Raw genomic sequence first — 13,270 nt, 5'->3', positions numbered from 1 at the left:
AGTCCTGTCGGTTACTTGAGCGCCGCGGCCGTTTCACGCAGGGCGGGCAGGGACGGGGCCTTTGCCGTCCAGATCTCTTCCCACTGGCCGATGGCGTCGCCGAAGAATTCCGCTCCGACCGTCTTGGTGGTCTTTCCGACCCCCATCAGGTTCTCGGTCCAGACCGGCTCCTTGGCGGTGTAGGTGTCCAGCGTGCTGTCCACATGCTTGGCCATCAGTTCGGCGATCATGGCCTTGTCCTCGTCGGACAGGCCGGCATAGACCCGCGCCGAGATCAGGCCGACCATCGGAAACATCATGTGGTTGGAAAACAGGATGGTGTCGGCATGTTCGTAGTATTTCAGCACGTCGATCAGTTCGACGTCCATGTCGATGGCATCGACCTGTCCGTTGGCGAGCGCGTCGTATACCGCGGGCAGGGGCATCGGCGTCGGGGCCGCCCCGATGGCCTTGTAGAAGTCGAGATTGGCGTCAAACGGCGTGATGCGGATCTTCAGCCCGGACAAGTCACCGACCTCGTTGATTTCGCCTCTGCTGACGATCTGGCGCAATCCGGCGCTGCCATAGCCGACCCCGACGACCCCGGCTTCCTGCGGCAGAACCTCGAGCATTCCTCGCGCCGTATCCGACCGCAGGATAGCGGCGGCATGGCCGATGTTCTCGGCAAGATAGGGCGCGTAGAAAGCGCCCATGTCGGGCACGCGGTTGCTCACCTCGGCCACGGTCATGAAGGCCATGTCAAGCGCTCCGGTCTGAAGCTGCTGAAGCATTTCGGCCTCGTTGCCCAGCTGCTGCGCAGGGAACACGGCGACCGAATGGGCGCCGCCGGATTTTTCGGCGAGTTCCGCCCCGAAGGCTTCGGCGGCCTTGGTCCAGACATGCGGCGGCGGCGTGATCAGGCCGAGCCGGAAATCCTTGGCCGCCACCGGCGCGGCGGCCAGCAGAAGCCCTGCGGTCGCGGCTGCGGCGAAGTCCTTCATCGTCAGTTTCATTCTGTTCTCCCTGATAGAATCATTGTTTTGCGAAAGCTTACGGCAGGATCAGAGTTTCACCCAGCCCTCGGGCGGCTCTTTTCCGGGGTGCACGGTCCCGCAGTTCGGACAGGTGCGTGCCTCGGTTGAGGCATAGAAGGTTTCGTATACGGGAGGCAGATCCCGGACGATGCTTTGCAGTTGCAGTTCCGCCCGGTGCACCAGGGTTCCGCAGTCAAAGCAATACCATTCGATCGCGTCCTTGGCGCCTTCTGGCCGCTTGGGTTCGATCACCAGCCCGACAGAGCCCTGCTGCGGGCGCTGCGGGGAATGGCGCACATGCGGCGGCAGCAGGAAGATCTCGCCTTCGCGGATCGGCACGTCGTAGAATTCCTCGCCGTCGAACAGTTTCAGCAGCATGTCGCCCTGAAGCTGGTAAAAAAATTCCTCGACCGGGTCGTCGTGATAGTCGGTCCGCTTGTTCGGACCGCCGACGACCGTGACCATCAGGTCGGCGTCCTCCCATATCTGCTGGTTCCCCACCGGCGGTTTCAGCAGGTGCCGGTGTTCGTCGATCCATTTCTGAAAATTGAACGCGGACAATCGTGCCATGTGGTCTTCTCCCCTGGTGTGTGATGCGAAGCGTCGGGCCAAGCGCCGGTTCAGGACAAGGAGTTTGTCCGAAATCCGGTATTATTTTTTTGGATAGCCAGTCCGGTTGCCATCACCGCAGCCGGCGTCAATCGGGCGCTTGCCGGTGTTCCGGGGAAACGGAAATCGCGCCTTCGGGCCACAAGTTCGTGAAGCCCGTTCCAGAATCCGCGGAAACCGTCATGCTGGGCGCGCGCAATCGCGTGCATGGCAAAGGAGGCGAGCTATGAAATTGAACGCGGATTTCAGCCGGCGCGTTGCAGTGCATTTCAACGACACCGATTGGGTCGCGTCGCCGGCCGCCGGGGTGGAACGCAAGATGCTGGACCGGATCGGAGACGAGGTGGCGCGTGCGACGACCATCGTGCGGTTCGCGCCTGGTAGCGCCTTTGCCGCGCATACGCATGGCGGTGGCGAGGAATACCTGGTGCTGGACGGGGTGTTTCAGGATGAAAGCGGCGATTTCCCGGTCGGCAGCTATGTGCGCAATCCTCCGACATCGCGCCATACGCCCGCAGCGGCGGAAGGGGCCACGATCCTGGTGAAACTGCACCAGTTCGATCCGGACGACCGCAGGCAGGTCCATGTGAATGCTCAGACGCGGACCGAACCGGTCGTGCCCCTGTTCCGGGATGGCACCGAAGATGTGCGGATCGAGACATGGGCGCCGGACGCGCCGGTAAAGGTCGATGCGGATGGCGGTTGCGAGGTCTTCGTGATCGAGGGCGGCTTCGTCGAGTCCTCCGAGTCCTTTTCGCGCTGGGACTGGCTGCGGTTGCCGCCCGGATCGGTTCTCGGCGGGCGCGCCGGGCCTGAAGGCGCCAGGGTCTGGATCAAGACCGGGCATCTGAAATCCATGGTCTGACCGGATCGGCGGGGTTGGCGGCGCCGGATCGCGGGGCATTTCCGCAACCTGAAGTATTTTTGACCATCCGGTAAAAAACAATTGCTAATGCGCCCAGATGTGGCAGTCTGCAGAAAAGGCCACCAGCTTCAGGGAGACGGCAATGGCGAAGGGTCAGATGGAATCGGGCATCGTCGCCGGGCGCTTGCCCGCGGAGACGATCGAACGGAATTTCGGCGACCTGCACCCGCCCCTTGCCCCGCACGAGGCCGCCGTTGCGGCGGATCGCTGTTATTTCTGCTATGACGCGCCCTGCGTGACGGCCTGTCCGACGACGATCGACATTCCGCTGTTCATCCGGCAGATCCAGACCGGCCATCCCGAAGGGGCCGCCCGCACGATCCTTGAACAGAACATCCTGGGTGGCATGTGCGCCAGGGTCTGCCCGACCGAAACCCTGTGCGAAGAGGCCTGCGTGCGCGAAGCGGCCGAAGGCAGGCCGGTCGAGATCGGGCGGTTGCAGCGCTATGCCACGGACAGCGCGATGGCGGCGGACGTGCATCCGTTTTCGCGCGCGGCACCGACAGGGCGGACAATCGCCGTCGTGGGGGCGGGGCCGGCCGGGCTGTCCTGCGCCCATCGCCTGGCCATGCTGGGGCATGATGTGGTTATCCACGAATCGCGCGGAAAGCCGGGCGGTCTGAACGAATTCGGCATCGCCGCCTACAAGTCGACACAGAACTTCGCCGAGGCCGAAGTGGATTGGCTGCTGCGGATCGGCGGGATCACGATCGAGACCGGCTCGGCGCTGGGGGAAGGGATCACGCTGGACGGATTGCAGGACAGCTATGACGCGGTGTTCCTGTCGATCGGCCTGGCGGGGGTGAACGCGCTGAAGGCGCCGGGCGCGGACAAGAACGGCGTGCGCGATGCGGTGGATTTCGTCGCCGACCTGCGTCAGGCCGGGGATCTGTCCGCCCTGCCGGTCGGGCGGGACGTGGTGGTGATCGGCGGCGGCATGACCGCGGTCGATGCGGCGGTGCAGGCCCGGCTGCTGGGCGCGCAGAACGTGACCATCGCCTATCGCCGCGACCGGGACGCGATGGGAGCGAGCCGTTACGAGCAGGACTTGGCGGCCTCGAAGGGGGTGCGGATCCTGACCAACGTGCAACCGGTGGCGGTGCATGGCAACGGAACCGTGCGCGAGATCGAACTGGAATACACGACGAGCGAGGACGGACGCCTTGTGGCAACGGGCGAAACCCTCCGGCTGAAAGCGGACCAGGTGTTCAGGGCGATCGGACAGACGCTGTCCGGAGCGCCCGGCGGACTGGCCCAGGGCGGCGGCAAGATCGCGGTCACGGGTCCCGGCCGGACGTCGGTCAAGGGTGTCTGGGCGGGGGGCGACTGCGCCAGCGGCGGCGACGACCTGACCGTGACCGCCGTGGCCGAGGGACGGGATGCGGCGATGGACATCCATGCCAGCCTGCGTGCGGGGTGATGGCCGTGATCGCCGTGAGTATTTGCGCAAAGATGAAGCCCATCAGGACAGGAGGGCCCGCGACATGGCGGATTTGACGACGAATTTCCTGGGGATTGCCTCTCCCAACCCGTTCTGGCTGGCGTCGGCGCCGCCCACGGATAAGGAATACAACGTGCGCCGCGCCTTCGAGGCCGGCTGGGGGGGCGTGGTCTGGAAGACCCTCGGCGAGGAAGGACCGCCGGTGGTCAATGTGAACGGCCCCCGTTATGGCGTGATCCATGGCGCGGACCGGCGATTGCTGGGCCTCAACAACATCGAGCTGATCACCGACCGGCCCTTGCAGACCAACCTCGAGGAGATCGCGCGGGTCAAGGCCGATTATCCGGATCGTGCGCTGATCGTGTCGATCATGGTGCCCTGCGAGGAAAGCGCCTGGAAGGCGATCCTGCCGCGTGTGGCCGAGACCGGCGCCGATGGAATCGAGCTGAATTTCGGCTGTCCGCACGGGATGAGCGAGCGCGGCATGGGCAGCGCCGTCGGTCAGGTGCCGGAATATATCGAAATGGTCACCCGATGGTGCAAACAATATTATGACAAGCCGGTCATTGTGAAGCTGACGCCCAATATCACCGACATCCGCTACCCGGCGCGGGCGGCGCATAACGGCGGGGCGGATGCGGTGAGCCTGATCAACACGGTGAGTTCGATCACCTCGGTCAATCTCGACACGATGAGTCCGGAGCCGTCCATCGACGGCAAGGGCAGCCATGGCGGCTATTGCGGACCTGCGGTGAAGCCGATCGCGATGAACATGGTGGCGGAGATCGCGCGCGACCCGGAAACCCGCGGTCTGCCGATCAGCGGCATCGGCGGCGTGACCACCTGGCGCGACGCGGCGGAGTTCATGGCGCTCGGCTGCGGCAATGTACAGGTCTGCACGGCGGCGATGACCTACGGTTTCCGCGTGGTGGAGGAAATGAAGGCAGGGCTGTCGCGGTGGATGGACGACAAGGGCTACACGCGGACATCGGATTTCGTCGGGCAGGCGGTTCCGAATGTGACGGACTGGCAATATCTCAACCTGAACTATGTCGCCAAGGCGAAGATCGATCAGGACGCCTGTATCAAGTGCGGGCGGTGCTATGCGGCCTGCGAGGACACCAGCCACCAGGCGATCTCGATGAGTCCGGATCGGGTGTTCGAGGTGATCGACGCGGAATGCGTCGCCTGCAACCTGTGCGTCGATGTCTGCCCGGTCGAGGATTGCATCAGCATGGTGCCGATGCGGCCCGGCGAGGTCGATCCCCGGACGGGCAAGGTCGTGCAGGCGGACTATGCCAACTGGACCATGCATCCCAACAACCCCGCGGCGCGCGCGGCCGAGTAGCCGCGCGGCGGGGTGTCCGATCGGACCCGGTGTCAGTCGAGCAGGAACAGCGACATGTCGAGCGTGTCCAGCGAGGTGTTCTGCAGCACGATGACGTTCTGTCCGTCGCCGAGGTGGTCGTAGATCACGGATGTGCCGGATTGGACGAGCGCGGCGGACAGCTGGGCCTGGGTGGTGGCTTCGCCCGGCGCGGTGATCCGGATGCGGTCGCCGTCGTAATCCGTGACCCTGTCGGTTCCGAACTCGGCCGCGCTGAAGACGAAGGTATCGCGCCCTTCGCCGCCGGTCAGCGTGTCGTCGCCCCTTCCGCCATCGATCCGGTCGCGCCCCTCCTGCCCGAGCAGCGTGTCGCGCCCGTTGCCGCCGAACAGCCGATCGGAGTCGGCGCCGCCTTCGAGTCTGTCGGCCCCCGCATTGCCGGCGAGCCTGTCTTTGCCGCTGTCGCCCAGGAGCGTGTCGTTGCCCGCGCGGCCATTGATCCGGTCGTCGAATGCAGTGCCGTCGATGCTGTTGGCGTCGCCGGTGCCCTCTATGCGTCCGGCCCCGTCCGGGTCGGATTCGCGTCCGAACCACACGTGGTAGATTCGCCCGCCATAAGTGCCGACGGTCGGGTCGATCTCGACCCCGATGCCGATGGAATTCCAGGTCTGGCTGGCCCAGGTGCCGAGGTTGAGGATCACCGCGTCATGCCCGGGCGAGTTCTGCCAGCCCGCGAGGGCGCTGTCGATCGTCGGATACCCGGCGGCCGAGATCTCGAACCCGTAGCCGGGATAATCGGTGCCGATCCGTTGCGGCGCGGTCCACATCACCGAAGGCTGGCTGTGATCGGAATAATAGGGCGCGTCGGACCAGCTGTGCAGGTTGGCGCCGTCGGGCAGGGCCAGACCCGGTTCCCAGATGTTGTAGAGCGTGTCCGCCGCATGCCGCCCGGCCGTGGTGGTCAGGTTCAGCGACAGCGGGATCGGGTCGAGCCCATTGGCGGCACGGTAATCCATCAACTGGTGATAGAGATCGAGCTCCATCAGGCTGAGCTGGTCCGAGGCGGTGGGGCGGGTATTGTCGAATGTCATGGAAGAGTCTTCTGTGGTTGCGTGCCGGCGCGGGATAGCAGCGAAACCGGTCGATGTGGCGGAAATATGGTCGCGGCCCCCGAACTGGCGCAAATCCGCCGTGTCCCCGCCGGCCGGCCGTCGGCGCGTCAGGCGGGGGTGAGCAACCGCGTGTAGAGTGTCTCGATGAAACCGGAGGCACCCTCGAACGGGTCCTCGGTGCCGAGCACGGCACGCACCTGCACATCGAAATCGGCATAGTGCTGGGTCAGGGACCAGATCGAGAAGATCAGGTGATAGGGATGCACCCGCGCGATCCTGCCTTCTTCGATCCAGCCGGAGATCACCGCGCATTTCTCGTCCACCAGCTGCTTGAGATCGCCGGACAGCGCATCGTGGATACGGGGCGCGCCCTGGACGATTTCATTGGCGAAGAGGCGGCTTTCGCGCGGGTAGTCCCGGCTCATCTCCAGCTTGCGCCGCACGTAGGCGAGCAGTTCCTGCAACGGGTCACCATCGTCGCGCAACGTTCTGAGGGGGGCCAACCAGAGATCCAGCAACTGTTCCAGGAGCGCGTTGTGGATCGCCTCCTTCGAGGGGAAATAGTAGAGGAGATTGGGCTTGCTCAGCCCCGCCGCCAGCGCGATCTGGTCTACGGTCGCGCCGCGAAACCCATGCGCTGAAAAGACATCCAGCGCCGCTTCGAGAATCGAGGCGCGGTTGCGCATCTGGATGCGGGTCGTCGGGGAAGAGGCCGTCATCGTCCTGCCCTGCCGTGTTTTTGGTCGGTGCTGCCGGAATTGGCGCGGCGCAGTCCGGCAGCTTCTTGACTGCGCACCCTGCCGTGATAGCGTCGGTTTGACCGAATGGTCAAATCAATCTCGGAAAAGCGGATCCAACCGCAGGGGGGACGGACATGGTGGCACCGGCGCAGAATCTCAAGATCAACGGCGAGCGTTTGTGGGACAGCCTGATGCAAATGGCCCGGATCGGCCCTGGCGTGGCGGGCGGCAACAACAGGCAAACGCTCACCGACGCGGATGCAGAGGGCCGCGCCCTGTTCCGCAAATGGTGCGAGGAGGCCGGGTGCAGCATGGGGCTGGACCAGATGGGCAACATGTTCGCCCGCCGCGAGGGCTCCGACCCCGACGCGCTGCCGGTCTATGTGGGCAGCCATCTGGACACCCAGCCGACGGGCGGGAAATACGACGGGGTCTTGGGGGTGCTCGGCGGGCTGGAAATCCTGCGCACCCTGAACGACACCGGGATCCGGACCCGGCACCCGATCGTCGTGACCAACTGGACCAACGAGGAAGGCACGCGCTTCGCGCCGGCGATGCTGGCCTCGGGCGTGTTCGCGGGCATCCACACGCAGGACTGGGCCTATGCGCGCGAGGACGCGGAGGGCAAGCGGTTCGGCGACGAATTGCGGCGCATCGGCTGGTGCGGCGAGGAGGAGGTCGGCGCGCGCGAGATGCGGGCGTTCTTCGAGCTGCATATCGAGCAGGGTCCGATCCTGGAAGCCGAAGGCAGGGATATCGGCGTCGTCACCCACGGGCAGGGGTTGAGCTGGACGCAGGTGACGATCACCGGCAAGGATGCCCATACAGGGTCGACCCCGATGCCGATGCGCAGGAATGCGGGGCTGGGCATGGCGCGGGTGCTGGAGAAGGTTGAGGAGATCGCCCTGAGCCATGCGCCCCACGCTGTCGGCGCGGCGGGCCATATCGACGTCTATCCCAACTCGCGCAACGTGATACCGGGCAAGGCGGTGTTCACGGTGGATTTCCGCAGCCCGGATCTGTCGGTGATCGAGGACATGGAGGCGCGGCTGCGCATCGAGGCGCAGGCGATCTGCGACGGGATGGGGCTGGACGTCGCGTTCGAGAAGGTCGGCGGGTTCGACCCGGTCGCCTTTGACAAGGGCTGCGTGACGGCGGTGCGCGATGCCGCCGAGCGGCTGGGATACAGCCACATGAACCTGATTTCCGGCGCCGGGCATGACGCCTGCTGGATCAACCGCGTGGCGCCGACCGCGATGGTGATGTGCCCCTGCGTCGACGGGCTGAGCCATAACGAGGCGGAGGAAATCTCGCCCGAATGGGCGGCCGCCGGGGCGAATGTGCTGTTTCACGCGGTGGTGGAGACGGCGGAGATCGTGGGCTAGCGCCGGGGGCTCTGCCCCCGGACCCCCGGAGTATTTTCGCAAAGATGAAGAGGGCGCCTCGCCGCGCTTGAGATAGGGAGAACGACATGTCGACAGTGATCAGGAACGGCACCGTGGTGACGGCGGATCTGAGCTATGAGGCGGATGTGCTGATCGAGAACGGGGTGATCGTGGAGATCGGCAAGGGGCTGAAAGGCGACGAGGAACTGGACGCCACGGGCTGCTACGTGATGCCGGGCGGGATCGATCCGCACACGCATCTTGAGATGCCCTTCATGGGCACCTATTCCAGCGACGATTTCGAGAGCGGCACCCGCGCGGCGCTGGCCGGGGGCACCACGATGGTGGTGGATTTCGCCTTGCCCAATCCGGGCGAGGGATTGCTCGATGCGCTGAAGCGCTGGGACAACAAGTCGACGCGGGCCAATTGCGACTATTCCTTCCACATGGCGGTGACCTGGTGGGGCGAGCAGGTGTTTGACGACATGAAGACTGTGGTGCAGGAGCGCGGCATCAACACCTTCAAGCATTTCATGGCCTACAAGGGCGCGCTGATGGTGAATGACGACGAGATGTACGCGTCATTCCAGCGGCTTGCGGAACTGGGCGGCATCGCCCTGGTACATGCGGAGAACGGCGATGTGGTGGCGGAACTGTCGGCCAGGCTGCTGGCCGAGGGCAATACAGGCCCCGAGGCGCATGCCTATTCGCGCCCGCCGCAGGTCGAGGGTGAGGCGACCAACCGGGCGATCATGATTGCCGACATGGCGGGGGTGCCGCTTTATGTGGTGCATACCTCCTGCGAGGACAGTCACGAGGCGATCCGCCGGGCCCGGATGCAGGGCAAGCGGGTCTGGGGCGAGCCGCTGATCCAGCATCTGACGCTGGACGAGAGCGAGTATTTCAACCCGGACTGGGACCATGCGGCGCGGCGGGTGATGAGCCCGCCCTTCCGCAACAAGCAGCATCAGGACAGCCTGTGGGCGGGGTTGCAGTCGGGATCGCTGAGCGTGGTGGCGACGGATCATTGTGCTTTCACCACCGAGCAGAAACGCTTTGGCGTCGGGGATTTCACCAAGATCCCCAACGGCACCGGGGGTCTGGAGGACCGGATGCCGATGCTCTGGACCCACGGTGTGGCGACCGGGCGGCTGACCCCGAACGAATTCGTCGCGGTCACATCGACAAACATCGCCAAGATACTGAATTGCTATCCAAAAAAGGGTGCGGTCCTGGTCGGGGCAGACGCGGATCTTGTGGTCTGGGACCCGGAGAAGGAAAAGACCATCAGTGCGGAAAGCCAGCAATCGGCGATCGACTACAACGTGTTCGAGGGCAAGCAGGTCAAGGGCCTGCCGCGGTTTACCCTGACGCGGGGAAAGGTCGTGGTGCATGATGGCGAGATCCGCACCGAGGAGGGTCATGGCAGGTTCGTCAAGCGCGAGGCCAACACCACCGTGAACAAGGCGCTTTCCACCTGGAAGGACCTGACCGCGCCGCGTCCGATAGAGCGGACGGGGATTCCGGCCACCGGCGTATGAGATGATTGGAGGAAGATCATGAAAAGGAAGAATAAAATGAATCTTGGCGCAAGGATGATCTTGCCATTGGCCCTTGCGGGCACTCTCCTGGGGTGCACGACCCCGGACCCGGTGACGGTACCTTTGCGCGGTCAGCTCGCGGACGGGTCCGAAACCTTTTCCGGCAGCGCGACGGGCGATCTCAATGGTCCCGGCAGACTGCATCTTGTGAGCAATCGCGGGCGGACCTGTGAGGGGACGTTTGTCAAGGTTTCGGACCGGGCCGGCGAAGGCACGCTGACCTGCGATGATGGCGCAAGCGGACCGCTCCGGTTCGTGGGCGCGAACCGGAGCGGCACGGGGACGGCGACGCTGAACGGCAAGACGATTACCTTCCAGTTCGGGTAGGGGCAGCGCGTCTTGGATAACCATGAAGAGGTCATTCGGGCGGATCGGCTCGACTTGACCTTCCAGACCAATGACGGGCCGGTACATGCGCTGCGCGACGTGAACCTCACGATCGACAAGGGGGATTTCGTCAGTTTCATCGGACCGTCGGGCTGTGGCAAGACCACGTTCCTGCGCTGCATCGCGGCGCTGGAAACGCCCACGGGGGGTATGCTCAGCGTCAATGGCATGACTGCGGACGAGGCGCGGCGGGCGCGGGCCTATGGCTATGTCTTTCAGGCCGCGGGGCTGTATCCGTGGCGCACCATCGCGGGCAATATCAGGCTGCCGCTCGAGATCATGGGGTTTTCCCGCGATGAGCAGGTCCGGCGCGTGAACGATGTTCTGCAACTGGTTGATCTGGAAGGGTTTGGCGGCAAGTATCCCTGGCAGCTGTCGGGCGGCATGCAGCAGCGGGCCAGCATCGCTCGGGCGCTGAGTTTCGATGCCGACATCCTGCTGATGGACGAGCCCTTCGGGGCGCTGGACGAGATCGTGCGCGACCACCTGAACGAGCAGCTTCTGGCGCTGTGGGCGCGCACCGGAAAGACCATCGGCTTCGTGACCCATTCGATTCCCGAGGCGGTCTATCTCAGCACCAGGATCGTGGTCATGAGCCCGCGCCCCGGACGGATCACCGACGTGATCGAGAGCCCGCTGCCGCGGGAGCGGCCGCTGGATATCCGCGAGTCGCCGGAGTTCATCGAGATCGCCCACCGGGTGCGGGAAGGGTTGCGGGCGGGGCATGGCGATGTGTGATCCGGAGGCTGTGCACCGCGTGCAGACCGCGTGCATACGCCGTGCATACGGTGATGCCGACCGCCGGGTGGCGGCGTGAGGTCGGTGCTCCCGGTTCTGACGGTCGTGGCGGTGATCGTCGCGCTCTGGTATGCGGCCTGTGTGCCGATGAACATCAAGGGCGTGCTGACCGAGGCCGAACGGGCCGGCGCGGCGGTGCAGCCGGAGGGGGCCGGGGCGCGGCGGGACCTGCCGGCGCTGCGGCTGGCGATCAACAACGGCTTCGCCGTGCCCGCGACCTGGGCGCAGGACCGGCCGCGGCTGCCGGCGCCGCACCAGGTGGCGGCCGAGCTCTGGGACACGACGGCGATGAAGAAGATCACCAGCAAGCGCAGCCTGGTCTATCACGGCTGGGTGACGCTGAGCGCGACCCTGCTGGGCTTCGCCATCGGCACCGGGCTGGGGATTCTGCTGGCGGTCGGGATCGTGCATTCGCGGGTCATGGACATGAGCGTGATGCCCTGGGCCATCGTCAGCCAGACGATCCCGATCATCGCCCTGGCGCCGATGATCATCGTGGTGCTCTATTCGATCGGGGTGCAGGGGATCCTGCCAAAGGCGGTGATCTCGGCCTATCTGAGCTTTTTCCCGGTGGTCGTGGGCATGGTCAAGGGCCTGCGCAGTCCGGACGCGATGCAGCTCGACCTGCTGCGGACCTACAATGCCGGCAAGGCGCAGGGGTTCTGGAAACTACGCCTGCCCGCGTCGATCCCCTATCTTTTCGCTTCTCTGAAGATCGGCATCGCGGCGTCGCTGGTGGGGGCGATCGTGGGCGAGCTGCCGACCGGGGCGGTGGCCGGGCTGGGGGCGCGGTTGCTGGCGGGGAGCTATTACGGGCAGACGGTGCAGATCTGGGCGGCGCTGTTCGCGGCGGCGATCCTGGCGGCGGTGCTGGTCGGGCTGCTGGGGCTGTTGCAGCGCCTGGTCCTGACCCGGATGGGCATGGCATGAGGCGGGCGGGCGACAGAAGGGGGCCAGCCCCCGTCTTCGTCGCGATCGCTGCGCGACTCCCCCGGAGTATTTCCGCAAGGATGAAGCCGGGAGGGCGCGGGCGATGATGCTGGTGGCGCTGGCAGCGCTGGTCTGGGGCCTTGGCTGGTGGATCAATCTCCGGCTTGCCGCCGGGCCGTCGGCGCAGTCGCGCGGCGTGCGGCTGGCGGTGCCGGTCATCTTCGGCGTGACGGTGCTGGCGGTCTGGGAATTGCTGGTGCGGGGGCTGGATGTGCCGCTGGTCATCCTGCCCGCGCCGAGCCTGATCGCGGCGCGTTTCGCCGCCAGCCTGCCGGTCCTGTGGGCCGATTTCGTGCAGACCATCCTGAAGGGGGCGCTGGGCGGCTATGTGATCGGATGCGGTGCGGCGATCCTGACGGCGGTGCTGGTGGACCGCAGCGATTTCCTGCGCCGCGGACTGTTGCCGGTGGGCAATTTCGTCGCCGCGCTGCCGATCGTGGGAACCGCGCCGATCCTGGTGATGTGGTTCGGCTTCGACTGGCAGAGCAAGGCGGCGGTGGTGGTGGTGATGGTGTTCTTTCCGGTGCTGGTCAACACCGTGGCCGGGCTGCGCGAGACCACGGCAATGCAGCGCGACCTGATGGAGACCTATGCCGCGAGCTACTGGCAGGGGTTCTTCAAGCTGCGCCTGCCCGCGGCGCTGCCGTTCATCTTCAACGGGCTGAAGATCGCGACCACGCTGGCGCTGGTGGGGGCGATCGTCGCCGAGTTCTTCGGCTCGCCCACGGTGGGAATGGGCTTTCGCATTTCGACCAGCGTCGGGCAGCTGGCGCTGGACATGGTCTGGGCCGAGATAGTTGTGGCGGCGCTTGCGGGATCGGTGTTTTATGGCGCCGTGGCATGGGTCGAGAAGGCGGTGACATTCTGGCATCCGTCGCAACGGGCGTGAGCGGGCGGGCCGGGCCTGGCGATCCGGAGAACCACGGAAATTCAATGCAACAA

13 protein-coding genes are annotated in these 13,270 nt (G+C 65.4%); 9 read left to right on the top strand and 4 right to left on the bottom strand.

What is annotated here, in order from left to right; all coding sequences use genetic code 11:
• Window positions 1-11 precede the first annotated feature (11 nt).
• Both QO034_RS07815 and QO034_RS07810 read right to left on the bottom strand, forming a co-directional pair.
• Entirely contained in the window at window positions 12-992 is a 981-nt protein-coding gene (locus tag QO034_RS07815) for a TRAP transporter substrate-binding protein (protein ID WP_407696734.1), read from the bottom strand.
• Window positions 993-1,040: 48 nt separating this feature from the next.
• A complete protein-coding gene (locus QO034_RS07810) occupies window positions 1,041-1,583 on the bottom strand; it encodes a 3-hydroxyanthranilate 3,4-dioxygenase (protein WP_284484955.1) in 543 nt (180 codons plus the stop codon).
• Window positions 1,584-1,848: 265 nt separating this feature from the next.
• Here QO034_RS07810 and QO034_RS07805 point away from each other — a divergent pair, with 265 nt between their 5' ends.
• The 3 genes from QO034_RS07805 to preA all read left to right on the top strand — a co-directional run bounded on the left by QO034_RS07805 (window position 1,849) and on the right by preA (window position 5,336).
• Complete coding sequence (locus QO034_RS07805) at window positions 1,849-2,487, top strand: cupin domain-containing protein (protein ID WP_284484954.1); 639 nt, start codon at window positions 1,849-1,851, stop codon at window positions 2,485-2,487.
• 142 nt (window positions 2,488-2,629) lie between these two features.
• The gene (locus tag QO034_RS07800) at window positions 2,630-3,967 is read left to right on the top strand and encodes an NAD(P)-dependent oxidoreductase (protein WP_284484953.1); all 1,338 of its coding nucleotides are present in this window, start codon (window positions 2,630-2,632) and stop codon (window positions 3,965-3,967) included.
• Between the two features lie 64 nt (window positions 3,968-4,031).
• The gene (preA, locus tag QO034_RS07795; RefSeq protein WP_284484952.1) at window positions 4,032-5,336 is read left to right on the top strand and encodes an NAD-dependent dihydropyrimidine dehydrogenase subunit PreA; all 1,305 of its coding nucleotides are present in this window, start codon (window positions 4,032-4,034) and stop codon (window positions 5,334-5,336) included.
• A 32-nt stretch (window positions 5,337-5,368) separates the two neighbouring features.
• Here preA and QO034_RS07790 read toward each other — a convergent pair whose 3' ends face one another.
• Both QO034_RS07790 and QO034_RS07785 read right to left on the bottom strand, forming a co-directional pair.
• Window positions 5,369-6,406, bottom strand: coding sequence for a hypothetical protein (locus QO034_RS07790; protein ID WP_284484951.1), 1,038 nt, complete (start codon window positions 6,404-6,406; stop codon window positions 5,369-5,371).
• 128 nt (window positions 6,407-6,534) lie between these two features.
• A complete protein-coding gene (locus QO034_RS07785) occupies window positions 6,535-7,146 on the bottom strand; it encodes a TetR family transcriptional regulator C-terminal domain-containing protein (RefSeq protein WP_284484950.1) in 612 nt (203 codons plus the stop codon).
• Between the two features lie 155 nt (window positions 7,147-7,301).
• On the opposite strand from QO034_RS07785, the gene QO034_RS07780 reads away from it, so the two are divergent.
• The 6 genes from QO034_RS07780 to QO034_RS07755 all read left to right on the top strand — a co-directional run bounded on the left by QO034_RS07780 (window position 7,302) and on the right by QO034_RS07755 (window position 13,217).
• Window positions 7,302-8,552, top strand: a complete 1,251-nt coding sequence (locus QO034_RS07780) for a Zn-dependent hydrolase (RefSeq protein ID WP_284484949.1) — start codon at window positions 7,302-7,304, stop codon at window positions 8,550-8,552.
• 86 nt (window positions 8,553-8,638) lie between these two features.
• Window positions 8,639-10,093: a dihydropyrimidinase gene (gene hydA, locus QO034_RS07775; RefSeq protein WP_284484948.1), complete on the top strand. Its 1,455-nt coding sequence runs from the start codon at window positions 8,639-8,641 to the stop codon at window positions 10,091-10,093.
• Between the two features lie 18 nt (window positions 10,094-10,111).
• Window positions 10,112-10,480, top strand: a complete 369-nt coding sequence (locus tag QO034_RS07770; protein ID WP_284484947.1) for a hypothetical protein — start codon at window positions 10,112-10,114, stop codon at window positions 10,478-10,480.
• Window positions 10,481-10,492: 12 nt separating this feature from the next.
• Window positions 10,493-11,278, top strand: a complete 786-nt coding sequence (locus QO034_RS07765; protein WP_284484946.1) for an ABC transporter ATP-binding protein — start codon at window positions 10,493-10,495, stop codon at window positions 11,276-11,278.
• Between the two features lie 75 nt (window positions 11,279-11,353).
• Window positions 11,354-12,268, top strand: a complete 915-nt coding sequence (locus QO034_RS07760) for an ABC transporter permease (RefSeq protein WP_284484945.1) — start codon at window positions 11,354-11,356, stop codon at window positions 12,266-12,268.
• A gap of 103 nt (window positions 12,269-12,371) precedes the next feature.
• Window positions 12,372-13,217, top strand: a complete 846-nt coding sequence (locus tag QO034_RS07755; RefSeq protein ID WP_284484944.1) for an ABC transporter permease — start codon at window positions 12,372-12,374, stop codon at window positions 13,215-13,217.
• Window positions 13,218-13,270: the final 53 nt, after the last annotated feature.

The organism is Sedimentitalea xiamensis (genome assembly GCF_030164465.1).
Taxonomy (GTDB): Bacteria; Pseudomonadota; Alphaproteobacteria; order Rhodobacterales; family Rhodobacteraceae; genus Sedimentitalea; species Sedimentitalea xiamensis.
This window is presented reverse-complemented; position numbering and strand designations above follow the sequence as displayed.